Source organism: Bordetella sp. 2513F2 (genome assembly GCF_054642735.1).
The window spans coordinates 74,798-98,459 of sequence record NZ_CM137755.1; the positions used below are offsets into that span (position 1 = coordinate 74,798).

Sequence of the window (23,662 nt, forward strand, 5' to 3'; positions counted from 1 at the left end):
GCCGGGCCCGCACCGCCGGCCATCGCCCCGGGCGCCGCTTCGCCGCAGCCCCGGCGATTACACAGGCAGGCGCGAGTATCCCCGTATACTCGCGCTTTTTTGCCGGCCCGCGGCGATTCCGCCCGTCCGTGCCCGATCCTCCCGAATTCCCGGCCATGCAGATAGACCTCGAAAAAACCCAGCAGCTCGCGGAGAAATACGACTCCGAGATCCGCTTCCGTCCGCTGGACAAGATCGCCGCCGGCATCGTCTCGGTGCTGCTCGTGGCGCTGTCGATCTTCCATTACTACACGGCCGGTTTCGGCCTGCTGCGCGAAGCCACGCACCGCGGCGTGCACCTGGCCTTCGTGCTCAGCCTGATCTTCCTGGTCTTCGGCTTCAGCAAGGCGCACTACCAGCGCGAGCCGAAGTCCACCTGGTACGCCCCTGGCGGCGTGCCCCTGTACGACTGGATCATCGCCATCGCGCTGGCTTTCAGCGTGCTGTACATCCCGTACATCTTCGAAGACCTCGCGTTCCGCGTGGGCAATCCCATGCCCATGGACGTGGCAATGGGCACCATCCTCATCGTCGGCCTGCTCGAGGGCACGCGCCGCGCCATGGGATGGCCGCTGCCCATCATCGCCCTGGTCTTCATGGCCTACGCGGCCTTCGGCCAGCTGTTCCCGGGCCTGCTGCAGCATGCCGGCAACAGCTGGTCGCAGATCGTCAACCACATGTACCTCACCAGCCAGGGCATCTACGGGGTGGCGGTGGGCGTGGTGGCCACCTACGTGTTCCACTTCGTGCTGTTCGGCGTGCTGGCCACGCGCATAGGGCTGGGCCAGCTGTTCCTCGACACCGCCTCCGCCGTGGCCGGCCGCTATGCGGGCGGCCCGGCCAAGGTCTCGGTGTTCGGCTCGGCCATGTTCGGCATGCTGTCCGGGTCGTCGGTGGCCAACGCCGTCACGGTGGGTTCGCTCACCATTCCCGCCATGGTGCGCATCGGCTATCCGCGCCACTTCGCGGCTGGCGTGGAAGCCGCCTCCAGCACCGGCGGCCAGATCACGCCGCCCATCATGGGCGCGGCCGCCTTCCTGATGATCGAGTTCCTGGGCATCCCCTACCAGCAGATCGCCATCGCCGGCATCGTCCCCGCCTTCCTGTACTTCTTCGGCATGTTCATGCAGGTGCACTTCGAAGCCAAGCGCGAAGGCCTGCGAGGGCTCACCGAAGAGGAAATGCCGCGCCTGGGCGAATCCTTCAAGAAGCGCTGGCCCACGCTGCTGCCGCTGATCCTGCTGATCGGCGTGCTGGCCAGCGGACGCACGCCCTACCTGGCCGCCTTCGCCGGCATCACGGGCTGCATCCTGGTCGGCCTGCTGAACCCGGTGCAGCGCCTGCGCCTGCGCGACCTCTACGAAGCCTTCGAGACCGGCGCCAAGTACGCGCTGGCGGTGGGCGCGGCGGCCGGCACGGTGGGACTCATCATCGGCGTGGTCACGCTCACCGGCGTGGGCTTCAAGGTCTCGTACATCGTCATCTCGGCGGCCCAGGCCATGGCCGGCGGCGTGGCCCCCTTCGTGCCCGATTTCGTCGCCTCGACCCAGAGCCTCACGCTGATTGCCGCGCTGGTCATGACGGGCCTGGTCTGCATCCTGATGGGCTGCGGCATTCCCACCACCGCCAACTACATCATCATGGTGGCGGTGGCGGCGCCCACGCTGGTGCAGCTCGGCGTGCAGCCGATCGCGGCGCACTTCTTCGTGTTCTACTTCGGCATCCTGGCCGACATCACGCCTCCGGTTGCGCTGGCGGCGTATGCGGCGGCGGGCATGGCGGGCAGCGACCCCTTCAAGACCGGCAACACGGCGTTCCGCCTGGGCATCACCAAGCTCATCGTGCCCTTCGTGTTCGTCTTCTCGCCCTCGCTGCTGATCTCGGTGGAAGGATTCACCTGGTACGCGTTCGCCACCACCTTCGTGGGCTGCATGGTGGGCCTCACTCTGCTCTCCGCTGCCTTCTCGCGTTACATGCTGGTCGAGATGAAGTCCTGGGAGCGTTGGCTGTGCACCATCGGCGCGCTGCTCACCATCATGCCCGGCCTCACCAGCGGCCTCATCGGCCTGCTGGTGGCCTCGCCGGTGTTCGTGCACCAGTTCATGAACCGCGCGGGCCAGGCGCCCAAGCCGGCTTGAAGCGGCTGGCGGCGCGCACTGTTGCGCGCCGCCTACGAAAGTCCATGGGCTTGCCCGGCGGGCAGCCCATGCCGCATACGGTAGCCGCGGCAGGCTCCGGGGCAGCAAGTTGCCCCGGGTGACAAAACGGCGTAAAGTAAATTTACGCTTGCTGGTTTGCCGATATGCGGGCCGACTGTGCAAGCGGGCACTTTAACGCGCCATATGTTCGATATCCTGGTTTATCTGTTCGAGAACTACTACACGCCACAGGCGTGTCCCGCGGCCGATGTGCTGGCCAAGCGGCTCGCCGCCGCCGGTTTCGAGCATGAAGACATCGACGACGCGCTGGGCTGGCTCTACGGGCTGGCCGAAACCACCGAACGCTGCGTCGAACTGGCCCAGGCCCCGAGCACCGGGGTCCGCATCTACACCGATTCCGAATATCAGCAACTGGGCACCGAATCCATCGGCTTCATCGCCTTCCTGGAATCGGCGGGCGTACTACCCGCGCCGTTGCGCGAGATCGTCATCGACCGGGCCCTGGCGTCGCCCGAAACCCCGGTGTCGCTGTCGCGCATCAAGATCATCGCCCTGATGGTCCTGTGGAGCCAGGAAGCCGAGATCGACAACCTGGTGCTCGAAGAGCTGCTCGACGACGAGGGCGTGCGCCGCCTGCACTGATCCGTCCCCGTTCCTTGCGGGCCGGGGCGCGGCAGCCGGCGCAGGCCTGCTACCGCAATGCCTGCTTCCCCCATCCCATACGTCGGGCGCTTCGCGCCCAGTCCCAGCGGGCCGCTGCATGCGGGCTCGCTGGTGGCCGCGCTGGCCAGCTACCTGGACGCCCGAGCCCATGGCGGCCGCTGGCTGCTGCGCATCGAGGACGTGGACACGCCGCGCACCGTGGCCGGCGCGGCCGAGACGATCATGGCGCAGCTGCGGGCCTTGTCGCTGCACTGGGACGGCGAGGTCATGTGGCAGTCCCGGCGCGGCGACGCCTACCAGGCGGCCTTCGATGCGCTGGCCGCCCGCGGGCTGGTCTACCCCTGCGGCTGCACGCGCCGGGAAATCGCCGATTCGGCACGTTCCGCGCCGGGGGCCGATGGCGAGCGCCCGTATCCCGGCACCTGCCGGGCGGGGCTGCCTGCGGGCCGCCAGGCGCGCGCCTGGCGGCTGCGCGTGCCGCCGGGCACCGAGACCTTCCAGGATCGCTGGCTGGGCCCCCAGCAGCAGGACGTGGCCCAGGCCGTGGGCGATTTCGCGCTGCGCCGGGCGGACGGCCTGTGGGCCTACCAGCTCGCCGTCGTGGTCGACGATGCCGCGCAGGGCGTCACCGACGTGGTGCGCGGGGCCGATCTCCTGGGCTCCACCGCGCGCCAGCGCGTGCTGGGGCGCCTGCTGGGGCTGCCGCTGCCGCGCGTAATGCACGTGCCGCTGGTGGTGGACCCGGAATCGGGTCTGAAGCTGTCCAAGCAGAACGGCGCCCCGGCGCTCGACACGGCGCACCCGTTGCGCTGCCTGCAGCAGGCCTGGCGCGACCTCGGTTTCGGCCCCCTGGGCGCCGGGACGCCCGCCACCTTCCTGGAGCAGGCTGCGCTCGCGTGGCACGCCCGTTTCGGCGCAGCGGCGCAGCTTGCCGGGCGGGCGGAAGACGTCTAAACTTGTATTGATATCAATACAAGCAGAGGAGATGCTCATGCCGACCTTGTTGCGTCGCGCCGCCGGCGCGTTCGCGTTCGCCTTCACCACGCTCCTGCCGTTCGCGGTCCAGGCCCAGGGCAAGCCCGTCAAGCTGGTGGTGGGCGCGCCGCCCGGGGGAACCACCGACATCGTTGCGCGCGCCATCGGCCAGTCCATGAGCGATACGCTCAAGCGCACCGTGCTGGTCGAGAACCGGCCCGGCGCGGGCGGCAACATCGCCGCCGACTACGTGGCCAAGCAGAAGGACGACGACACGCTGCTGGTGTCGTTCACCAGTTTTTCCATCAATGCGTCGCTGTATCCCAGCCTGCCGTTCGATCCGATGCAGGACTTCACGCCCATCAGCATGCTGGCCAAGGTGCCCAGCGTGCTGGTCGTGCGCAAGGATTTCCCGGCCGCAGACATGGCGCAGCTGGTGGCCGAGGTGAAGGCGCATCCCGGCAAGTACACGATAGGCATAGGCGCGCTGGGTTCGTCGCTGCACATGGCGGGCGAGAGCATGAAGATGCTGTCCGGCATGGACATCCTCAACGTGCCGTACAAGGGCACCGCCCCCGCCATGAGCGACCTGCTCGGCGGCCAGGTCGACATGATGTTCGCCAGCGTGGTGACCGCGCTGCCCCAGGTCAAGGCCGGCGCGGTGCGCATCATGGGCGTGACCAGCACGGGGCGCCTGGCGCCGTTCCCGGACGTGCCGCCGATCGGCGATACCATCAAGGGATTCGAGTCCACCGCATGGTTCGCCCTGTTCGGCCCCGCCGGCATGGCGCCCGCGAAGCTGGCGGAGCTCAATGCCGCCGCCCGCAAGGCCGTGGCCACCGAGGCCTTCCGCAAGCTGATGGAGACCGACGCGGCCACGCCGGTCAGCAGCAGCCCCGAGGAGCTCGACAGCTTCGTGCGCGAGGATATCGCCCGCTACGCCGACGTGATCCGGCATACGGGTGCCACCGTGAACTGACAAGCCTGGAGAGCGCGTTGTCCGAGAACCCCCTGCCGCTGTATCACCGCGTCTACCTGCTGCTGAAGGAACGGCTGGCGGCCGGCGGCTATCCGCCCGACCAGCCCATGCCGGGGGAGAACGCGCTGGCCGCCGAATACGGCGTATCGCGGCTGACGGTGCGGCGCTCGCTCGAGGCGCTGGAGGCCGAAGGCTGGATACGGCGGCAGCAGGGGCGCGGCACCTATCCCGCGGAGCCGCCCGGCATGTCGGCGCCGCAGCAGGGCGCCGACATCGACGCGCTGATGACGCACCTGGCCATGATGGGCATGCAGACGCAGGTGCGTCTGCTGTCGCTCGAGGTCGAGCCGGCCTCGGCGGCGGTGGCGGCCCGGCTGGAACTGGCAGTGGGGGCGCCCGTGCACCGGGCGCTGCGCGTGCGCAGCTATGACGGCGTGCCGTTCTCGCTGCTGACCACCCACGTGCCCGATGCGATAGGCCGGCGCATCACGGCCGAGGACCTGGCCGCGCGGCCGCTGCTGGCCATTATGCGCGGCCTGGGCGTGCAGGTGGCGCGCGCCGAGCAGGCGCTTTCGGCCACGCTGGCCGATCCCGCCGCGGCGCAGGCGCTGGACGTGCCCGTGGGGTCGGCGCTGCTGCGGCTGCACCGGCTGGTGCGCGACGCCGACGGCACGCCGGTGGAATCGCTGCATGCGCTGTACCGGCCCGACCGATATGAATACCGCATGGACGTGCAGGCCCACGATACCCAGGGCGAACCCACCTGGGTGCCGGCCGCCATGCCTGCCCGCGATGCCGATGGAGGCCGCCATGCCAGCTGAAATGCCTGCCGCACCCCTGCCCCAGACCCTGGCCCAGAAGCTGCTGGCGGCCGCCAGCGGACGCAGCGAAGTCCGCATCGGCGAGATCGTCACCTGCAAGGTCGACCTCGCCATGTTCCATGATTCCAGCGGGCCGCGCCGGCTCAAGCCCATGCTGGAGTCGCTCGGCACCGGCATCTGGGACCGCTCGCGCATCGTCCTGGTCATGGACCACTACGTGCCGGCGGCCGACGACGAATCGCGCAACATCGTGCGCATCGCGCGCGACTGGGCCCGCGACCAGCGCCTTCCGCACGTCTACGACTCGGTGGGCATCTGCCACGTGGTCGTGCCCGAGCACGGCCACCTGCGTCCCGGCATGTTCTGCGTCGGCGGCGATTCGCATTCGCCCACGGGCGGCGCCTTCGGTGCATACATGTTCGGCGTGGGCAGCACCGAGATGCTGGGCGTGGTGGCCACCGGGGAGATCTGGGTGCGGGTTCCCGAGACCATTGCCATGGACTGGCAGGGCCGGCTGGCCGACGGCGTCACGGCCAAGGACATGGCCCTGCACATGATCGGCCGCTTCGGGATGAGCGGCGGCCGCTACCAGGCCATCGAGTTCTGCGGCGAAGCCGTGCGCGCGCTCTCCATGCAGGAGCGCATGACGCTGTCGAACATGTCGGCCGAACTGGGCTCGCAGGTGGGGCTGGTCGCGCCCGACGAGACCACGCGGGCCTACCTGCGGGAGGCCGGCGTGGCGCAGGCCGCCGATGCCGACTGGTCGCGCTGGCATACCGATCCGGGCGCGGCGCTGGAGCGGCACGTCTTCGACGCCGCTACGCTGGCGCCGCAGGTGGCTGCGCCGCACAGCCCCGCCAATGCCGCGCCGATCGCCGACTACCCGGCCACGCCGGTGCAGGCCGCCTACATCGGCGCCTGCACCGGCGCCAAGCTCGAAGACCTGCGCGCAGCCGCGCGGGTGCTGCGCGGCCGCCGCGTGGCTGCCGGCGTGAAGCTGATGGTGGCGCCCGCCAGCCAGCGCGACCAGGCCCGGGCCCGCGAAGAAGGCATCATGCAGGTCCTGGAAGAGGCCGGCGCGGAGGTGCTGCCTACGTCGTGCGGCGCCTGTTCCGGCTATGGCGGCGCGATCCCGGAGGGAGCCAACGTGGTGTCCACCACCGCGCGCAATTTCAAGGGGCGGATGGGGTCGGCCACGGCCCAGGTCTACCTGGCCTCGCCCTACACCACTGCGGCTTCCGCGCTGGCCGGCCGGCTGCTCGACCCCAGGGAGGTGCTGGCATGAAACATCCTGCGTCGTATCCCCATGGCGGGGCCGGATCCCCGGGCGGCGCGTCCGGACCGCATCGCGTGTGGCGCGTGGGCGACGACGTCGACACCGACCAGCTCGCGCCCGGCGCCTACATGAAGTTCGGCATCGACGAGATCGCGCGGCACTGCCTGGAGCGCGTCCGCCCCGATTTTGCTGCCGGCGTGAAACCCGGCGACGTGCTCGTGGGCGGCAGCGGCTTCGGCATCGGATCCTCGCGCGAGCAGGCCGCGGCGGCCCTGGTGGCGCTGGGCGTCCATGCCGTGGTGGCGCGCAGCTACAGCGGCCTCTTCTTCCGCAATGCCTTCAATCTGGGCCTGCTGCTGGTCACCTGCCCCGAGGCCGACGCGCTGCAGGAGGGCGATGCCATCCGCATCGACCTCGACGCCGGGCGCCTGCTGCTGTCCGACGGACGCACGCTGGCGTGCGAACCGATACCCGATTTCCTGCGCGACATGGTGGGCGCGGGCGGGCTGCTGCCGCTGCTGCGGCAGCGCCTGGCCGACGGCACGCTGGCGCGTCATCCCTTGTGAGCATCATGTCCGATTCCACGCTTGCCCATCGCCTTGCCCAGGGCCAGACCGTGCTCGCCGCCGGCGTGTACGACGCCCTCTCCGCCTTGATCGCCGAGCAGGCCGGCTTCGATACGCTCTACCTGTCGGGGGCCTCGATCGCCTACAGCCGGCTGGGGCGTTCCGACGTGGGCCTGACCACGTATACGGAAGTGGCCGAGACGCTGGCCTGCATCACCGAGCGCGTGCGCGCCGCGGTCATCGTCGATGGCGATACCGGCTTCGGCAACGCGCTGAATGTGCAGCGCACGGTGCGCGGCTTCGAGCGCGCCGGGGCATCCATGATCCAGCTCGAGGACCAGGCCTTTCCCAAGCGCTGCGGCCACCTGGCCGGCAAGCGCCTGGTCCCGGCCGACGAAATGTGCGGCAAGCTGAAGGCTGCGGTGGACGCCCGCCAGAGCCGGCAGACCCTGATACTCGCCCGTACCGACGCGGTGGCCGTGGAAGGCCTGGACGCGGCGCTGGAGCGCGCCGAGCGCTACCTGGAGTGCGGTGTGGATGCGCTGTTCATCGAGGCGCTGCGCAGCGGCGGGCAGATGGACGCCGCGTGCGGCCGTTTCGCGGCGCGCGTGCCCCTGCTGGCCAATATGGTGGAAGGCGGCCAGACCCCGGTGGAAAGCGCCGGCGAACTGTGGCAGCGCGGCTTTCGCATCGTGATCTTCCCGGGCGGGGCCGCGCGCGCCGTGGCGCATGCCCTGCAGGGCTATTACGGCGCGCTGCGGGCCCATGGCACCACCGCACCCTGGCGCGAGCGCATGCTCGATTTCGACGGCCTGAACCGCGTCATCGGCACGCCGGAGCTGCTGGAGCGCGCGGCACGCTACGACTAAGCCGCCGCCTGCGCGCCATCGGACGCCGCGCGCCGCTACAGGGGCTGGAGGTCGGGCCCCAGCATGCGCACGAGCAGCCCCGTGCCGTCTGCATCCACGCGCAATTCGCCGTAGCGGGCCTGCGCATAGTGGGCAGCCCGTCCCTCGGGGAAGAAATAGGCGTCGGTGACGATGCGCACGCCGTCCTGGCGGGCGCGGTAGCGCAGCGGGATCTCGCCCGGCGCATGCGGCTGCGGCGCGTCCTGCACGCGTACCGTGCGGGCCACGCCGCGGGCGTCGGGCGCCAGCACCAGATAGCCGTCGACGGGCGCGTCGCGGTACTGCGCGAGATCGCGGCCCGCAGTGAAGCGCAGCGCCATGTAGTCGCCCTGCATGAGCGAGCGCGGATCGGAGGGCGCCAGTTCCAGGATGACCACGCGGCCGGACTCGAGCAGGCGCTCATGCTGCCAGATACTGGCGTTGGCGGCCGCCAGGGCTGCGCACAGGCCCGCCAGTGCGATGGCGACGCGCCGGTGTGCCGCCGGCCCGGGCGGCTGGGGCGCGGGCGCCTGGCCGGCCGCCGGGGCCCTGCGGGGCGAGCGCCGCAGCAGGACGCGCAGGAACAGCAGCAGCAGACCGGCCGCCCCCAGCCACAGGGCCTTCTGCAGCAGCGGCACGTCGAGCTGGTAGTAATAGAAGCCCAGATAGGCCAGCAGGCTGAGGACGCCGAAGGCGCGCAGGCGGGACAGGCCCAGCCCGAAGCCCAGCAGCATCCAGGTCAGCGCGAAGGCGATGCCGGGGCTGGGCAGCCAGAGCAGGGCCAGTGCCAGCAGGGCCAGCGGCACGCCGACCTGCAGGGCGGCAGCGGGCATGGCGGGCTGGCGCCGCAGCACCGCCAGGGCCGCGACGGCCGGCAGCAGGGCCGCGGCCGCGTTGCTCGCGGCAGCCGGCGGATGCAGCGCCCACAGCGCCGGCCATTGCGGCAGCGGCACGCCCGAGGCCAGCCAGGCCATGGCCTGCACCGCCAACGCCAGTGCCCAGCCCAGCGGCTCCAGCGGGAGCCGGCGTCCGGCCACCGGACGATGCGCCAGGTAGAACGAGATGGCGGCGCTCCAGGCCGTCACCACCGCCACGGGCGTCCAGACGAACGCTGCCCGCAGGACGTCGTTGCGCAGCATCAGCTCGAGCATGCCCTGGTCGGCGGCCAGCGAGGGCGCCAGGGCCCACCATACCAGGCCCGTCCCGCCCAGCGCCATGAGCAATCCGCTCAGGAAGCGCAGCAGGGTGTCGGCGCACCAGGCATAGACCACGATGGCGATCAGCAGCACGAAGAGGCAGGCCCCCGCCATCGAGGCAGCATCGTAGATGCCGAACACGATCAGCAGTTGCCCTGCAAAGCCCATGGCGGTTGCGCATTGGCGCCAGAACGGCCCGGTCTGGCCGCGCAGCACCGCCACGCCTGCCGCACACAGCACCAGGCCCGTGACCAGCGCCTCCTGCTGGTTCACCACGATGCCCGATATTGCCAGGAACAGCAGCAGGAGCAGCGTGGCCAGCCAGGCGCTGAGCCCCAGCAGTCCGTGCACGTACCAGGGCGCCCGGCCATCGGACGCCGCGGGCGGCATGCCGGCTTGCGGGGCGCCAGGCTCCGGTTCGACGGTGACGCCGGCCGACGGGCCCGCGGGTTCGGGGTCGGCCATTGCGCCGGGCCGGGGTTCGGCGGCCAGCCGGCGCAGCCAGCGCGCGGCCCAGGCGGCCTGCGCCATGAGCAGTCCCGCCAGCGGCAGCGCGGTCCAGATGCCCGGCTCCAGGGCGATCAGCCATTCGCCCGCCAGGCGCAGCGACACGCAGATCACGCCGGCGGCCAGCATGGCCAGGATCACCAGGTCGCGCCGCACGCGCTGATAGAAATAGCCCAGGCCCAGCGTGACGGCCAGCCAGGCCACGCCGGTGCGGGCGCCAAGCCCCTGCAGTGCCCATTCCCGCAACGTCAGCGAGCTCACCAGCACGCCCACGGCCAGCCCTGCCAGCACCCGCGGACCGACCCGCGTGCCGACCTGCCAGCGATGCACGGCGAATTCCCAGGCGGCCAGCAGGGCGAGGTTCAACGCGGCGATCAGGAGGTCGGCCGCGCCGAGGCTCGCGAACATCAGCCAGCCGGGCAGCGTGCGCTCCCCCAGCCACAGGGCGGCGGCCAGGTTCACGACCAGCACCCACAGCAGCCATACCGGCTGGCTGGCGGCGGCCATGGCCCAGGGCAGCAGCAGCAGCGCCCACCAGGCGTACAGTTCCCAGGCGTCCGCGCCGGTCTGGTAGGTCTGGCCCAGCAGCGCCAGCAGGGCGCCCAGGACCACGCCCGCCAGGGCGAGCATGGCGCCCGCGACGTGGCGGCGGGTATCTGCGCCGGCGCGCAGCCGCAGCGTCGCCCACGCGGCCGCCAGCACGATGGCAGCCAGCAGGCCCTGGGCCAGGGCGAACCGCTGGAATTTGTCGAGGGCGGACCAGTTGGCCGCCACGGCGCAGATCACGCCGCTGCCCGTCAGCAATACCCCCAGCCACAGCGTCTTTTGCGCGAGGAAATCATGCCAAGTGCGCGCTTCCCGTCCCGCTGCTGCGTAAGTGCCGACTTGCATGCTGCGAATTTCCCCTCTTATCATCCGCGCTAGTCAAGGCGGGTCTTCCGCCTAATCGGATACTCATGAACAAAACGCTGATCATCGCCGAGAAGCCCTCGGTAGCCCTGGATATATCACGCGCCCTGGGAGGTTTTACGCGTGAGGGCGACTATTTTGAAAGCGAACGTTACGTCCTGGCTTCCAGCATCGGCCACCTGCTCACCCTGGTCGCGCCCAACGATCCCGTGAAGGGCAAGTGGAGCTTCGCCCACCTGCCGGTGATCCCTCCGGCGTTCGAACTCGGCCCCACCGACAAGCGCTCGGCCGAGCGGCTCAAGCTGCTCGTGCGCCTGGCCAAGCGCAAGGATGTCGGCTCGCTCATCAATGCCTGCGACGCGGGGCGCGAGGGCGAACTCATCTTCCGCTACATCGTGCAGTACGCCGGCGTGAACAAGCCCATCCAGCGCCTCTGGCTGCAGTCGATGACGCAACCGGCGATCCGCGAGGCCTTCCAGAACCTGCGCGACGACGTGCAGCTCAAGCCGCTCGAGGCCGCCGCGCGTTCGCGCGCCGAGGCCGACTGGCTGGTGGGCATCAACGGCACGCGCGCCATGACGGCCTTCAACAGCAAGGATGGCGGCTTCTTCAAGACGCCCGTGGGCCGCGTGCAGACGCCCACGCTGGCCATCGTGATGGAGCGCGAGGACCGCATCCGCCAGTTCGTGCCGCGCGACTACTGGGAAGTGCACGCCACCTTCGTGGCGGCTGCGGGCCTGTACCAGGGGCGCTGGATCGATCCCGAGTTCAAGCGCGACGAGCGCGATCCCGAGAAGCGCGAGTCGCGCCTGTGGTCGCAGGCCGCCGCGCAGAGCGTGGTGGCCGCCTGCCGCGGGCAGTCCGGCAGCGTGACCGAGGAGTCCAGGCCGTCCACGCAGATGGCGCCTGCCCTCTACGACCTCACCTCGCTGCAGCGCGAGGCCAACGGCCGCTTCGGCTTCTCGGCCAAGACCACGCTGGCGCTCGCCCAGACGCTCTACGAGCGGCACAAGGCGCTCACGTATCCGCGTACCGACTCCCGCTACCTGCCTGAAGACTACGTCGGTACGGTGCGCCAGACCATGGAGGCGCTGGCGCGCGGCGAATCCAACGCAGTGGGCGGGCTGTCGCGCCACGCGGGCACCATCGTGCAGCGCGACTGGGTCAAGCCCAACCGTCGCATCTTCGACAACAAGAAGGTGTCCGACCACTTCGCCATCATTCCCACGCTGCAGATCCCGCGCGACCTCAGCGAGGCCGAGGCCAAGCTGTATGACCTGGTCCTGAAGCGTTTCCTGGCCGTGTTCTTCCCGGCCGCCGAGTTCCGCCTCACCACCCGCCTCACCGAGGTGCAGGGGCACCGCTTCAAGACCGAAGGCAAGGTGCTGGTGTCGCCGGGCTGGCTGGCCATCTACGGCAAGGAAGCCCAGGGCGAGGACGCCAACCTGGTGCCGGTGGGCGACGGGGAAACCGTGCGCACCGAGGACATCGACGCCGTGGGCCTGACCACCAAGCCGCCGGCGCGCTACAACGAAGCCACGCTGCTGTCGGCCATGGAAGGCGCCGGCAAGCTGGTCGACGACGAGGAGCTGCGCGAAGCCATGTCCGAGCGCGGCCTGGGCACGCCGGCCACGCGCGCCGCCATCATCGAAGGCCTGCTCAACGAAAGCTACCTGCGCCGCGAGGGCCGCGATCTCGTTCCCACTGCCAAGGCGCGCCAGCTCATGACGCTGCTCTCCGGGCTGGACGTGTCCGAGCTCACTTCGCCCGAACTGACCGGCGAGTGGGAGCACAAGCTCAAGCAGATCGAGCAGGGCGGCCTGGACCGCGCGGCCTTCATGCGCGAGATCGCCCAGATGACCCAGGTCATCGTCAAGCGCGCCAAGGAGTACGAGCGCGACACCGTGCCGGGCGACTACGCCACGCTCAAGACCCCATGCCCCAAGTGCGGCGGCGTGGTCAAGGAGAACTACCGCCGCTACGCCTGCACGGCCTGCGACTTCTCGATCGGCAAGCATCCCGGCGGCCGCACCTTCGAGCTCAACGAGGTCGAGGAGCTGTTGGCCAAGCGCGAGATCGGGCCCCTGCAGGGTTTCATCAGCAAGATGGGCCGGCCGTTCGCCGCCATCCTGCGCATCAGCGACGAGTACAAGCTGGAGTTCGACTTCGGCCAGAGCGACGAGGACGACAACGAGCCCGTCGACTTCTCCGGCCACACGCCCGTCGGGCCGTGCCCCAAGTGCGGGGCGCGGGTGTTCGAGCACGGCATGAGCTACGTGTGCGAGAAATCGGTCGGCCCCGACAAGACCTGCGACTTCCGCTCCGGCAAGGTCATCCTGCAGCAGGAGATCTCGCGCGCGCAGATGGAGAAGCTGCTGTCCGAGGGGCGTACCGACCTGCTCGACGGCTTCGTGTCCAGCCGTACCAACCGCAAGTTCAAGGCCTACCTCGTGCGCCAGCCCGATGGCAAGGTCGGCTTCGAATTCGAGCCGCGTCCCGAGAAGCCGGGCCGCGCGGGGGCCGCGCCGTCCAAGGCCGCGGCGAAGACGGCCGGCAAGACGGCTGCCAAGAAAGCCACAAAAACGGCCACCAAGACGGCCACCAAGGCCGCCGTATCCGAGACCGCAGGCAAGACCGCCGCGAAGAAGGCGGCAGGCAAGACGGCTGCCAAGAAAGCCACCAAGACGGCAACCAAGACGGCGGCCAAGCGCCCCGCGAAGAAGGCTGCCATGTAGCCTCGTGCCGGGCTGCCATTGCCCGGCACGCCGCCCGGCGGTTTGTGCGGTATCTTGGCAGGCAGCGATACTGCAACGATGAGGACGACATGATCCACACCTCCCACCCCGGCGCCCCGGCGCGCCGGCGCTTCCTCGCGGCATCGGCCGGCCTGGCCGCGTCCACGCTGCTGGCGCCGCGCGCGGCGCTGTCCCGCGGGCTGGGCCGCGCTCCCTATGGCCAGGGCAGCATCGATCCCTTCTTCGCCGCCGGCTACGTCGCGCTCAAGCGCGGGTATTTCGGCGACAACGGGCTGGAGGTGGAGTACCTGAATTCGCAGAGCGGCCCGCGCACCAACCAGCTGCTGGCCGCCGGGCAGATCCTGTTCGGCGCGACCGCCGCCACGTCGGCGCCGGCCATCACGCTGGCCGGCAAGCCCGCCGCGCTGATCTTCGGCTTCGACCGCAAGCTCACCTACGCCAATGTCATCGTGCGCCGTGCCGATTACGAAAGCGGCGCGATCCGCAGCCTGTCGGATCTCGCGGGCAAGCGCATGGGCGCCACCCAGCCGCAGTCCTCCACGTGGTTGATGGCCGTGTACCTCATGCAGAAGGCCGGCGTGGCCGATCGCGTGGACATCCGGCCGCTGGGCGACCTGTCCACCATGCTGGGCGCGCTCAAGACCGGTTCGGTGGCGGCCAGCATGGCCAGCATGTCCATGATGGAACAGGCCCAGGCCGAAGGCTGGGGCATGCCGCTCTTCGACGCCACGGCCGACGACGCTTGGCAGTCGTTCATGGGGGGCGACGTGCCCGGCATCGCCGCGCTCACGCTGCGCCAGACCATAGACCAGCGGCCGGAGGTGGTCCAGGCCTTCGTCGGCGCCTTGGTCCGGGCGCAGGACGATCTCAACACCCTGGGCGCGGCCGAGATCACCGATCTCATCTACGACGACTATCTCCACGCCTTCGGCCGCGCCGCCATCGAAAAGACGATCGCCACCTACCAGCAGACGGTGTTCCTGCGCGACAACATCATCACCGAAGAAGCCTACGGCCGCCTTACCGCCATCATGGGCGACGGGCGCCAGTTCAGCAACGAGGCCCTGCGCGGCGCCGCGTACGCGCAGTGCGTCGACATGCGCTTCGTGCGCAAGGCCCGGGGCATGGCATGATCGAACTCGACGGCGTCGGCAAGGCGTATCGCGGGCGCAACGGCATCACGCACGCCGTGGGCCGGATCGACCTGCGCGTGGCCGAAGGCGAGTTCGTGTCCATCGTGGGGCCGTCGGGCTGCGGCAAGAGCACGCTGCTCAACATGGTCGCCGGATTTCTCCCGCCCACCTCCGGCGCGGTGCGCGTGGCCGGCCAGCCGGTCGACGGCCGGGTGCCTCCGGCGCTGGGCTACATCTTCCAGAAGGACACCCTGCTGCCCTGGTTCACGGTGCGCAAGAACGTGGCCCTGGGCCTGCAGTTCCAGGGCGTGCCGGCGGCCCGCATTGCCGCCCGCGTGGCGCAGCTGCTCGAGATGGGCCACCTGGAGGGTTTCGCGGACGCTTATCCGCACCAGCTCTCGGGCGGCATGCGGCGCCGCGTGGCGCTGCTCATGAGCCTGGCGGTGGAGCCGCGCATCCTGCTGCTGGACGAGCCGTTCGGCGCGCTCGACACCCACACCAAGACCCACCTGCACCGCGAGCTGCTGGAGATCTGGCGCAAGCTGGGGCAGACGGTGCTGATGGTCACGCACGACCTGGACGAGGCCATCACGCTGTCGGACCGCGTCGTGGTGCTGTCGGGTTCGCCCAGCCGGGTGCTGCACGACGAGCGCATCGCCATCCCGCAGCCGCGCGACGTCTTCACGCTGCGCGAGACGCCGCAGTTCGAGACCCATGCCCGCCGCCTGTGGGCGGTGCTGGGCGAGCAGTTCCGCGTGGTGGCCTGATGGCGCAGCAGGATGCTCCCGCGCTGGCGGCGCTGCAGGCCCAGCTGGCGGAAGACCGCCGGGCGGGCGTGCGCCACCGGCTGCGCGTCACGGGCTGGCAGCTGCTGATACTGGCGGTGGTGCTCGGCGCCTGGGAGGGCCTCACCCGGGTGCCCTGGTTCGTGCAGAACACCCTGTTCGATCCCTTCTTCATCAGCCAGCCGTCGCGCGTGGCGGTGCGGTTGTGGGAGTGGGTGCAGCCCGGTCCCGGCTCGGTATGGCCGCACCTGTGGCTCACGCTGCAGGCCACGCTGCTGGGGCTGCTGGTGGGCGCGGGTTCGGGCTTCGCGGTAGGGCTCGCGCTGGCCCGCAGCCGCATGCTCTCGGAGGTGTTCAACCCCTACATCGTGGCGTTCAACTCCATGCCGCGCATCGCCTTCGTGCCGCTGATCACCATGTTCTTCGGCCTGGGCATGGCCTCCAAGGTGGCCACCGCCTGGTTCGTGGTGTTCTTCCTGGTATTTTTCAACACCTACAAGGGCGGGCGCAGCGTCGAGCGCGAGCTGATCGACTTCTGCCGCACGCTGGGCGCCTCGCCGCGCCAGATCCTCTGGCGGGTGCGCATACCCACCGCCGCCGCCTGGACCTTCGCCGCCCTGCCCAACGCCATCAGCTTCGCCCTGATCGGCGTGGTCCTGGCCGAGTTCGTGGGGTCCACCACCGGCATGGGTTACCTTATGATCACGGCATTGGCCACGCTCAACGCCACCGACATGTTCGCCGCCGTGGCCCTGCTTTCGCTGGTGGGCATCGTGCTGGTGTATGCCGTCACCGCGCTGGAACGCCGGCTGCTGCACTGGGCGCCCGAGTTCCGCGAGTGACGCCGCCTGCCTGGCCCGCCATCGTCCCGCACCCTCCATGACCGCCCACGCCTATCTCTCGCAATTCTCGCTGGCCGGCCAGGTAGCCCTGGTCACCGGCTCCGCCCGCGGCCTGGGCCTGGCCATCGCCCGCGCCATGGCCGGCAGCGGCGCCCACGTGCTGCTCAACGGGCGGGACCCGGCCAGCGTGCAGGCCGCGGCCGACGCGCTGCGCGCCGAAGGCCTGGCCGTTTCCGCCCTCCCGTTCGACGTGGCCGACGACGCAGCCGCCGCCCAGGCCTTTGCCCGCATCGACGCCGATTTGGGCCGGCTGGACATCCTCGTCAACAACGTGGGCGCGCGCAACCGCAAGACCCTCCAGGCCATGACGGCCGCCGAGGTGCGCGCGCTCGTCGACACCGACCTGGTGGCCGGCATGCTGCTGTCCAAGCTGGCGGCCGAACGCATGGTGCCCAGGCGCCAGGGGCGGCTGATCGCCATCACCTCGGTGGTGGGCGAGCTGGCACGCGCGGGCGACGCCGTCTACCCGGCCGCCAAGCAGGGCCTCACCGGCATGATGCGTGCGCTGGCGGCGGAGTTCGGCCCGCTGGGCATCACCAGCAACGCCATCGCGCCCGGCACCTTCGCCACCGAAACGAACGCCGACATGGTGGCCGATCCCCGTTTCGGCCCGGCCGTGGCCGCGCGCAATCCCATGGGCCGCTGGGGGCGGCCCGAGGAGATCGCCGGCGCCGCCGTCTTCCTGGCCTCGCCGGCCGCCTCGTACGTGAACGGCCACGTGCTGGTCGTCGACGGCGGGCTCTCGATCCAGTTCTGAACGCAGCGCCCCCGGCGCCCGGGTCCATCGCTGGCATCGTTGCGCGACTTGCGGGGCAGGACTAGTTGAGCCAACCCCCGTCGATCACATGGGCCACGCCGGTGGTGTAGGCCGACTCGTCCGACCCCAGGTATACCGCCAGCGCGGCGAGCTCGTCGGGCCGGCCCAGGCGCCCCAGGGGCTGGCGCGCCACGAAGGCCGCGTACACGTCCTGCTCGCTGCGGCCTTCGGCCTGCGCCTGGGCTGCGATGCGCTGGCGCAGCGAGGGCGATTCCACCGTGCCCGGGCAGATGGCGTTGCAGCGCACGCCGCGCGTGACGTAGTCGGCCGCCACCGACTTGGTGAGCCCGATGACCGCGGCCTTGCTGGCGCCATAGGCGCAGCGATTGGGCACGCCCTTCAGGCTGGACGCCACCGAGGCCATGTTGATGATGGAGCCGCCGCCCTTTTCCAGCATGGCGGGCAGGAAGGCGCGGATCATGCGGTACATGGCCGTGACGTTCAGGTCCAGGGAGCGCGTCCAGGCCGCCTCGTCGCACTCCAGGATGCTGCCGGCATGGACGTACCCGGCGCAGTTGAACAGCACGTCCACGGCGCCCGTCTCGCGCGCCAGCTGCGCCACCGCCCGGCCGTCGGTCACGTCGAGCGGGTACGTGCGTATGCCGGGCTGGGCGGTGGCCAGCGTGTCCAGCAGGCCGGCGTCGATGTCGGTGGCCAGGACGCGGGCCCCCTCGCGGGCATAGGCCAGGGCGGTGGCGCGGCCTATGCCCTGGCCGGCGGCAGTGATGAGGGCAGTCTTGCCTTGCAGGCGCATGGTGTCTCCTTCCCTTGTCGTGGAATTGGTATATTGGCCTGACCAATTTTGCGGGCAAACCGCGCCGCGCACAAGACGGGCCGTCCTGCGGCATGCATGAAAAAAGCCGGACGGCGATGCCGTCCGGCTTGCGGGAAGGGTGCGGGTGGCCGCGGCCTCAGGCCGCGACCGGGTCCTGGTCGGCGGGTACGCTGGCGCCGGCGTTGATATGGCGGTTCACCGCGCTCAGCACGGCCTTGAACGACGCCGTGACGATGTCGCGGTCGATGCCCACGCCGAAGCCGCTGGGAGAATCGCCCACGCGCAGTTCGACGTAGCTGGCCGCGCGCGTGTCGGTGCCGGTGCCGATGGCGTGCTCGTGGTAGTCCATGACGCGCACGGGGGGGATGTCCAGCGCCGCCACGAAGGCCGAGATCGCGCCGTCGCCGCTGCCGGTGATGGTGCGGCGTTCGCCGTTGTAGTCGAGCTCGGCCGTGATGGTGAAGTGCTTGCCTTCGCCGGCCGAGGGGTCGCCGTCGATGCGGTGGCGCACCAGTTTCCAGGGCGCCTGCTGCTGCAGGTACTCGGCGTCGAAGATGCTGTAGACGTCCTCGGCCGTCACCTCGCGGCCGGTTTCGTCGGTGACGCGCTGGATGGCGCGGCTGAACTCGATCTGCAGGCGGCGGGGCAGGACCAGGCCGTGCTCCTGCTCGAGCAGGTACGAGACCCCGCCCTTGCCGGACTGGCTGTTGACGCGGATCACGGCGTCGTAGCTGCGGCCCAGGTCGGCCGGGTCGATGGGCAGGTAGGGCACTTCCCACACGGCGTCGGGCTGCTGGCGGGCGAAGCCCTTCTTGATGGCGTCCTGGTGCGAGCCGGAGAACGCGGTGAACACCAGGTCGCCCGCGTAGGGATGGCGCGGATGCACCGGCAGCTGGTTGCAATACTCGGCACAGCGGCGCACTTCGTCGATGTCGGAGAAGTCCAGGCCGGGATGCACCCCCTGCGTGTACAGGTTGAGCGCCAGCGTGACCAGATCCACGTTGCCGGTGCGTTCGCCGCTGCCGAACAGGCAGCCCTCGATGCGGTCGGCGCCGGCCATCACGCCGAATTCGGCGGCCGCCACGGCGGTGCCGCGGTCATTGTGCGGGTGCAGGCTGACGATGATGCTGTCGCGGCGGGCCAGGTTCCTGCACATCCATTCGATCTGGTCGGCGTAGAGGTTGGGCGTGGTGGCCTCGACCGTGGCCGGCAGGTTCAGCACCAGCTTGCGCTCGGGCGTGGCGTCCCAGGCCTCGGCCACGGCGTTGGCCACGTCCAGCGCCACTTCCGGTTCGGTGGTGGAGAACACCTCGGGCGAGTACTCGTAGCGCCATTGCGTTTCGGGATGCTGCGCCATGTGCTTCATGATGAGCCTGGTGCCCGTGACCGCCAGTTCGCGCACTTCGTCCTTGCTCATGTTGAAGACGATCTTGCGGAAGGCCGGCGCGCAGGCGTTGTACAGGTGCACCATGGCCTGCTTCGCCCCTGCTGCCGCCTCGACGGTGCGCGCGATCAGGTCTTCACGCGCCTGGGTGAGCACGATGATGGTGACGTCGTCGGGAATGCGCTGCTCGTCGATGAGCTTGCGCACAAAATCGAAGTCGGTCTGCGAGGCGGACGGGAAGCCCACCTCGATTTCCTTGAAGCCGATCTTCACCAGCTGCGCGAAGAATCGCAGCTTGCGTTCCACGCTCATGGGTTCGATCAGCGACTGGTTGCCGTCGCGCAGGTCGGTGCTCATCCAGATCGGCGGGCGCGTGATGCGCTTGCTGGGCCAGGTGCGCTCGGCGAAGTCGCGGGCGAACGGTTGGAACGGCACGTATTTGGTGGCGGGGTTGGCGAGCATCATTCGGTACACCTCGATCGGTTCAGACGATATCCCTGCCCGGCGAGCCTGGCTCTGCGGCCCGCGTCGATGGCGGGATTCGGGCAATGGAAGAGCGGGGAAAACGCGTGTGGCGAGCGTACGGCTGCCGAGCTACCACTGGGCGCTAGGCCCGGCAACCGATCGGTAGGTGTAGCGATAGCGCAATGCGGGCGCGCAGGCCGACCGCGCGGGCGCTGCTGCGTCCGGTGCGGGCTGCAGCCAGGGCGGCTGCATGGGAAGTGCGGAATTCGGCCATGACCGCTAGTCAAACATATTTTCGGCAGCCGCGCAAATCAACCGGCCTTCAGGGGGCGGCGCCGATGTGCGGTTCGACGTGGCGCGCCGGCCGGCTCTCGGCGTCGGCCGCGGGGCTGGGGGACGGCGCGGGGATTTCCTGCGCGGGGGCGTCCAGGATGGCGGATTGCTCCTGTACCATGGCGATCTTGCCGATCCGGTCGTGACGCAGTTCGGCATGTGCGCGTTGCAGGTCGCCAAGGGTGAAAGGCTCGGCGCGATCGCCCCAGACCCAGCGCAGCACGCTGCGGGCTTCGTCCGACAGTTGCGTGGCCAGGCCGGAGAGCGCGCCGGCCGGGACGGCGGTGGCGCGGCCGCCGGCGATGATGGCCCGCACGCCCCCGCGCACCAGAAAGAAAACGATGAGGCTCCAGATGGCGACGATGCCCCACCATACATAAGGATTGATGCGCGCCAGGAACTCCACCGATTGCTGTCCCAGGGCCTGCAGGCCGTCGAAGCGCAAGCCGCGCCCGAAGTCCAGCAGCCACGATGCCACCAGCAGCCAGACCAGCACTGCCACCGCCACGGCCAGCGCCGTGACGACGATGCGCCCGAGCGCCAGTTTGTAGAGGGTCTGGCCCACCAGGCGGGTGTCGCGGCGGATGCGGTCAGGCGAAGTCGGCGTCATCATGCAAAATATTGTACCTATGAGTCGTCCTGCTCTCGAACTACGGCCGGGTCAGCATCTCACGCTGACTCCTCAACTGCAACAGTCGATCCGGCTGCTGCAGCTGTCGTCGCTGGAGCTGGAGGCGGAGATCTCGCAGGCGTTGGCGGAGAATCCGTTGCTGGAACGCGACGAAGACCCGGTGCGCGCCGAGGCCGAAGCCAACCCCGAGCGGGAAGCCTCGGTGGAAAACGACGCGGTGCCGGAAGGCGTGCTGCGTTTCGACGAAATGCCGGGCTCGGGCGGCGTCTATCCGGACGACGACGCCGGCCCGGCCCAGGCCGCCCGGCCGGATACCCTGCGCGAGCACCTGCAAGGGCAGCTCGCGCTGACCCGCGCCAGCCGGCGCGACGCGGCCCTGGTGGGCCTGCTGATCGACGAGCTCGACGAGAACGGCTACCTCGCCACGCCGCTCGATGAGATCCTGGGCTGGCTGCCCGCCGAGCTCGAGGCCGACATCGACGAACTGCGGGCGGCGCTGAACCTGCTGCAATCCTTCGATCCGCCCGGCATCGGCGCGCGCGACATGGCCGAATGCCTGCTGCTGCAGCTGCGCACGCCCGACATCGGGCGGCTGCCCGAAGCCGCCGATCCGGCCGTGCTCGCCTGCGCCCGCGAAATCTGCGCCCGCCACCTGCCCCTGCTGGCCGCGGGCAATTCGGCGCGGCTGCGCGAGGCCCTGCAGTGCAGCGAAGCCGTGCTGCGCGCCGCGCATGGCGTGATCGTGCGCCTGGAGCCGCGTCCCGGCCGGGCCTGGACGGTGCCGGCGGCCGACTACGCCATTCCCGACGTGATCGTGCGCAGGGGCCGCCATGGCTGGCAGGCGGTGCTCAACACCGCCGTGGTGCCGCGCCTGCACGTCAACAACCTGTATGCCCAGCTGCTGGGCAACCAGCGCGACACCGCCAACAGCGGCCTGCATGCGCAGCTGCAGCAGGCGCGCTGGATGATACGCAACGTGGAACAGCGCTTCGACACCATCCTGCGCGTGGCCCAGGCCATCGTGGCGCGGCAGTCGGCATTCTTCAGCCAGGGGCCGGCCGCCATGCGCCCCCTGATCCTCAAGGACATCGCCGGCGAGCTCGGCCTGCACGAATCCACCATCTCGCGCGCCACCACGCAGAAATACATGCTCACCCCGTTCGGCACGCTGGAACTCAAGCGCTTCTTCGGCACGGGCGTGTCCACCGACAACGGCGACGCCACCTCGGCCACCGCCGTGCAGGCGGTGATCCGCCAGATGGTGGCCGAGGAAGATCGCACCCGGCCGCTGTCGGACAACCAGATCATGCAGCGGCTGTCGGACCGCGGCATCGTCATCGCGCGGCGCACGGTGGCCAAGTATCGCGAGGCCCTGCGCATCGCCCCGGCCGCCCTGCGCAAGGCCCAGGCCACCGCCCGCTGAGCGCGCCGGCCGTCCGGCCCAAGAGTGTCCCCTTTATTTTCAGGCACTTGCGTGCGGGCCGCTTGCGCGCGGGCGAATAATTCTCGATAATTATTCGCATGTACATTTGCGTATGCAACGCCGTCACCGAACGCCAAGTCCGCGCCTGCGTGGATGGCGGTGCGTCGTCCCTCGAAGATCTCCAGTTCGAGCTGGGTGTGGCCACCTGCTGCGGCTGCTGCGCCGCCACCGCCGCCGAGTACCTCCCGGGCGGACGCGGCTCCACGGTCTGCGAGATCCGCACCCTCACGGTGGAAGTCGCCGCCTCGGCCGAGGTCGTGCAGCCCGAGCCCGCGGCCAACGGCTTCCCCATCCGGCTGGTCGCCGCGGCCTGACGCCGCAGGGGCCGTCCCCCGCGCGTCCTCAGTCCTCAGGCGGCGAGCCGCGCCGCCGCGTCATTGCAGAAAGCTTCGATACATCCGGCCAGGTCGTGCGCGGCGGCTGCCGCATCGGCGCCCAGGCACAGCGCCAGTTCCGTGGGCGCGATTTCGGGCAGCAGCGCATCGACCACGCGGTGCGCCGGGGTGATGCAGCGCTGCTCCAGCAGCGCCACGCCCATGCCGCCGGCCAGCGCGGCCTGCAGTCCCAGCAGGTTCGGGCTTTCATAGGCGATGCGCCAGCGCCGGCCCGCCCGTTCGAGCGCGTGGACGGCACGGTTGCGGTAGATGCAGCCCTGCGGGAACGCCACCAGCGACACCGGGTCCAGCGGCGGCAGCGGATGGTCGCGGCTGGCGATCCAGTGCAGGCGTTCGGGCCACGCCATGCGGGCGGCCCCCGCCATGGGCTCGCGTTTCAGGAGCGCCACGTCGAGGTCGCCGCGCTCCAGGCTGCGCGCCAGCGAGGCGGTGAGGTCGCAACGCACCGAGAGGCGGATGTCGGGACGCCGGCGGGCGAAGTCGGCCACGATGGCCGTGAGGGCATCGACGGCGAAGTCGTCGGGGATGCCCAGGCGCAGCGCCTGGATCCGGTTCCGCCCGCTGACCACCTCGCTCGCTTCGGCAGATAGCGCCAGCATGCGGCGGGCATAGCCCAGCAGCCGTTCGCCATCTTCGGTAAGCCGTATCTGCCGTCCTTCGCGCACGAACAGCGCACAGTCCAGCGCGGCTTCCAGCTTGCGGATCTGCTGGCTTACCGTGGACTGGCTGCGGTGCACGCGTTCGCCGGCGCGGGTGAAGCCGCCCGCGTCCACCACCGAGACGAAGCTGTGCAGCAGGTCCAGGTCCAGCATGCGGCCTCCGGCCA

General features: G+C 70.1%; 20 protein-coding genes. 15 read left to right on the forward strand and 5 right to left on the reverse strand.

The window, feature by feature from the left end; translation table 11 throughout:
• Positions 1–155: 155 nt before the first annotated feature.
• The 8 genes from ACYBYQ_RS00360 (at position 156) to ACYBYQ_RS00395 (ending at position 8,347) form a co-directional block, all read left to right on the forward strand.
• Entirely contained in the window at positions 156–2,177 is a 2,022-nt protein-coding gene (locus tag ACYBYQ_RS00360; protein WP_459618669.1) for a TRAP transporter permease, read from the forward strand.
• Between the two features lie 204 nt (positions 2,178–2,381).
• The gene (locus tag ACYBYQ_RS00365) at positions 2,382–2,840 is read left to right on the forward strand and encodes a Smg family protein (RefSeq protein ID WP_459616391.1); all 459 of its coding nucleotides are present in this window, start codon (positions 2,382–2,384) and stop codon (positions 2,838–2,840) included.
• Positions 2,841–2,897: 57 nt separating this feature from the next.
• Positions 2,898–3,815 (forward strand): tRNA glutamyl-Q(34) synthetase GluQRS, encoded by a 918-nt coding sequence (gene gluQRS, locus ACYBYQ_RS00370; RefSeq protein WP_459616392.1) that lies wholly within the window; start codon positions 2,898–2,900, stop codon positions 3,813–3,815.
• A gap of 37 nt (positions 3,816–3,852) precedes the next feature.
• Positions 3,853–4,815: a Bug family tripartite tricarboxylate transporter substrate binding protein gene (locus tag ACYBYQ_RS00375; protein ID WP_459616393.1), complete on the forward strand. Its 963-nt coding sequence runs from the start codon at positions 3,853–3,855 to the stop codon at positions 4,813–4,815.
• Positions 4,816–4,832: 17 nt separating this feature from the next.
• The gene (locus ACYBYQ_RS00380; protein WP_459616394.1) at positions 4,833–5,636 is read left to right on the forward strand and encodes a GntR family transcriptional regulator; all 804 of its coding nucleotides are present in this window, start codon (positions 4,833–4,835) and stop codon (positions 5,634–5,636) included.
• A gap of 1 nt (position 5,637) precedes the next feature.
• On the forward strand, positions 5,638–6,921 hold the full coding sequence (locus ACYBYQ_RS00385) for a 3-isopropylmalate dehydratase large subunit (RefSeq protein ID WP_459618670.1): 1,284 nt from the start codon (positions 5,638–5,640) through the stop codon (positions 6,919–6,921).
• Entirely contained in the window at positions 6,918–7,478 is a 561-nt protein-coding gene (locus ACYBYQ_RS00390; protein ID WP_459616395.1) for a LeuD/DmdB family oxidoreductase small subunit, read from the forward strand. Before ACYBYQ_RS00385 ends, ACYBYQ_RS00390 begins: the two co-directional genes overlap by 4 nt.
• Before the next feature lie 5 nt (positions 7,479–7,483).
• Positions 7,484–8,347 (forward strand): isocitrate lyase/PEP mutase family protein, encoded by an 864-nt coding sequence (locus tag ACYBYQ_RS00395; protein WP_459616396.1) that lies wholly within the window; start codon positions 7,484–7,486, stop codon positions 8,345–8,347.
• Between the two features lie 35 nt (positions 8,348–8,382).
• Here ACYBYQ_RS00395 and ACYBYQ_RS00400 read toward each other — a convergent pair whose 3' ends face one another.
• On the reverse strand, positions 8,383–10,959 hold the full coding sequence (locus ACYBYQ_RS00400) for a GDYXXLXY domain-containing protein (protein WP_459616397.1): 2,577 nt from the start codon (positions 10,957–10,959) through the stop codon (positions 8,383–8,385).
• 65 nt (positions 10,960–11,024) lie between these two features.
• On the opposite strand from ACYBYQ_RS00400, the gene ACYBYQ_RS00405 reads away from it, so the two are divergent.
• From ACYBYQ_RS00405 to ACYBYQ_RS00425, 5 genes are all read left to right on the forward strand, one after another.
• A complete protein-coding gene (locus ACYBYQ_RS00405; protein ID WP_459616398.1) occupies positions 11,025–13,712 on the forward strand; it encodes a DNA topoisomerase III in 2,688 nt (895 codons plus the stop codon).
• A gap of 89 nt (positions 13,713–13,801) precedes the next feature.
• A complete protein-coding gene (locus tag ACYBYQ_RS00410) occupies positions 13,802–14,866 on the forward strand; it encodes an ABC transporter substrate-binding protein (protein ID WP_459616399.1) in 1,065 nt (354 codons plus the stop codon).
• On the forward strand, positions 14,863–15,633 hold the full coding sequence (locus tag ACYBYQ_RS00415; protein WP_459616400.1) for an ABC transporter ATP-binding protein: 771 nt from the start codon (positions 14,863–14,865) through the stop codon (positions 15,631–15,633). The genes ACYBYQ_RS00410 and ACYBYQ_RS00415 overlap by 4 nt, the downstream gene beginning before the upstream one ends.
• Positions 15,633–16,493, forward strand: a complete 861-nt coding sequence (locus ACYBYQ_RS00420) for an ABC transporter permease (protein ID WP_459616401.1) — start codon at positions 15,633–15,635, stop codon at positions 16,491–16,493. Before ACYBYQ_RS00415 ends, ACYBYQ_RS00420 begins: the two co-directional genes overlap by 1 nt.
• 37 nt (positions 16,494–16,530) lie before the next feature.
• Complete coding sequence (locus tag ACYBYQ_RS00425; RefSeq protein ID WP_459616402.1) at positions 16,531–17,310, forward strand: SDR family oxidoreductase; 780 nt, start codon at positions 16,531–16,533, stop codon at positions 17,308–17,310.
• A 61-nt stretch (positions 17,311–17,371) separates the two neighbouring features.
• Here the strand turns inward: ACYBYQ_RS00425 and ACYBYQ_RS00430 are convergent, their stop codons facing one another.
• The 3 genes from ACYBYQ_RS00430 to ACYBYQ_RS00440 form a co-directional block, all read right to left on the reverse strand.
• The gene (locus ACYBYQ_RS00430; RefSeq protein ID WP_459616403.1) at positions 17,372–18,124 is read right to left on the reverse strand and encodes an SDR family oxidoreductase; all 753 of its coding nucleotides are present in this window, start codon (positions 18,122–18,124) and stop codon (positions 17,372–17,374) included.
• 157 nt (positions 18,125–18,281) lie between these two features.
• Positions 18,282–19,994: a 2-isopropylmalate synthase gene (gene leuA, locus ACYBYQ_RS00435; RefSeq protein ID WP_459616404.1), complete on the reverse strand. Its 1,713-nt coding sequence runs from the start codon at positions 19,992–19,994 to the stop codon at positions 18,282–18,284.
• Positions 19,995–20,316: 322 nt separating this feature from the next.
• A complete protein-coding gene (locus tag ACYBYQ_RS00440; protein ID WP_459616405.1) occupies positions 20,317–20,940 on the reverse strand; it encodes a hypothetical protein in 624 nt (207 codons plus the stop codon).
• 16 nt (positions 20,941–20,956) lie between these two features.
• On the opposite strand from ACYBYQ_RS00440, the gene rpoN reads away from it, so the two are divergent.
• Complete coding sequence (gene rpoN, locus ACYBYQ_RS00445) at positions 20,957–22,381, forward strand: RNA polymerase factor sigma-54 (RefSeq protein ID WP_459616406.1); 1,425 nt, start codon at positions 20,957–20,959, stop codon at positions 22,379–22,381.
• Between the two features lie 98 nt (positions 22,382–22,479).
• Complete coding sequence (locus ACYBYQ_RS00450; protein WP_459616407.1) at positions 22,480–22,755, forward strand: (2Fe-2S)-binding protein; 276 nt, start codon at positions 22,480–22,482, stop codon at positions 22,753–22,755.
• A gap of 35 nt (positions 22,756–22,790) precedes the next feature.
• Here ACYBYQ_RS00450 and ACYBYQ_RS00455 read toward each other — a convergent pair whose 3' ends face one another.
• Positions 22,791–23,648 (reverse strand): LysR family transcriptional regulator, encoded by an 858-nt coding sequence (locus ACYBYQ_RS00455; RefSeq protein WP_459616408.1) that lies wholly within the window; start codon positions 23,646–23,648, stop codon positions 22,791–22,793.
• Positions 23,649–23,662 lie beyond the last annotated feature (14 nt).

Excerpts from the sequence above, each read along its gene's own strand:
- ACYBYQ_RS00455 (WP_459616408.1), bottom strand. The coding sequence starts at position 23,648 with ATGCTGGACCTGGACCTGCTGCACAGCTTCGTCTCGGTGGTGGACGCG.
- ACYBYQ_RS00425 (WP_459616402.1), top strand. The coding sequence starts at position 16,531 with ATGACCGCCCACGCCTATCTCTCGCAATTCTCGCTGGCCGGCCAGGTA.
- ACYBYQ_RS00440 (WP_459616405.1), bottom strand. The coding sequence starts at position 20,940 with ATGATGACGCCGACTTCGCCTGACCGCATCCGCCGCGACACCCGCCTG.
- rpoN (WP_459616406.1), top strand. The coding sequence starts at position 20,957 with ATGAGTCGTCCTGCTCTCGAACTACGGCCGGGTCAGCATCTCACGCTG.
- ACYBYQ_RS00395 (WP_459616396.1), top strand. The coding sequence starts at position 7,484 with ATGTCCGATTCCACGCTTGCCCATCGCCTTGCCCAGGGCCAGACCGTG.
- ACYBYQ_RS00360 (WP_459618669.1), top strand. The coding sequence starts at position 156 with ATGCAGATAGACCTCGAAAAAACCCAGCAGCTCGCGGAGAAATACGAC.
- ACYBYQ_RS00430 (WP_459616403.1), bottom strand. The coding sequence starts at position 18,124 with ATGCGCCTGCAAGGCAAGACTGCCCTCATCACTGCCGCCGGCCAGGGC.
- ACYBYQ_RS00365 (WP_459616391.1), top strand. The coding sequence starts at position 2,382 with ATGTTCGATATCCTGGTTTATCTGTTCGAGAACTACTACACGCCACAG.
- ACYBYQ_RS00450 (WP_459616407.1), top strand. The coding sequence starts at position 22,480 with ATGTACATTTGCGTATGCAACGCCGTCACCGAACGCCAAGTCCGCGCC.
- ACYBYQ_RS00415 (WP_459616400.1), top strand. The coding sequence starts at position 14,863 with ATGATCGAACTCGACGGCGTCGGCAAGGCGTATCGCGGGCGCAACGGC.
- ACYBYQ_RS00390 (WP_459616395.1), top strand. The coding sequence starts at position 6,918 with ATGAAACATCCTGCGTCGTATCCCCATGGCGGGGCCGGATCCCCGGGC.
- ACYBYQ_RS00375 (WP_459616393.1), top strand. The coding sequence starts at position 3,853 with ATGCCGACCTTGTTGCGTCGCGCCGCCGGCGCGTTCGCGTTCGCCTTC.
- ACYBYQ_RS00410 (WP_459616399.1), top strand. The coding sequence starts at position 13,802 with ATGATCCACACCTCCCACCCCGGCGCCCCGGCGCGCCGGCGCTTCCTC.
- leuA (WP_459616404.1), bottom strand. The coding sequence starts at position 19,994 with ATGATGCTCGCCAACCCCGCCACCAAATACGTGCCGTTCCAACCGTTC.
- ACYBYQ_RS00385 (WP_459618670.1), top strand. The coding sequence starts at position 5,638 with ATGCCTGCCGCACCCCTGCCCCAGACCCTGGCCCAGAAGCTGCTGGCG.
- ACYBYQ_RS00420 (WP_459616401.1), top strand. The coding sequence starts at position 15,633 with ATGGCGCAGCAGGATGCTCCCGCGCTGGCGGCGCTGCAGGCCCAGCTG.
- ACYBYQ_RS00400 (WP_459616397.1), bottom strand. The coding sequence starts at position 10,959 with ATGCAAGTCGGCACTTACGCAGCAGCGGGACGGGAAGCGCGCACTTGG.
- gluQRS (WP_459616392.1), top strand. The coding sequence starts at position 2,898 with ATGCCTGCTTCCCCCATCCCATACGTCGGGCGCTTCGCGCCCAGTCCC.
- ACYBYQ_RS00405 (WP_459616398.1), top strand. The coding sequence starts at position 11,025 with ATGAACAAAACGCTGATCATCGCCGAGAAGCCCTCGGTAGCCCTGGAT.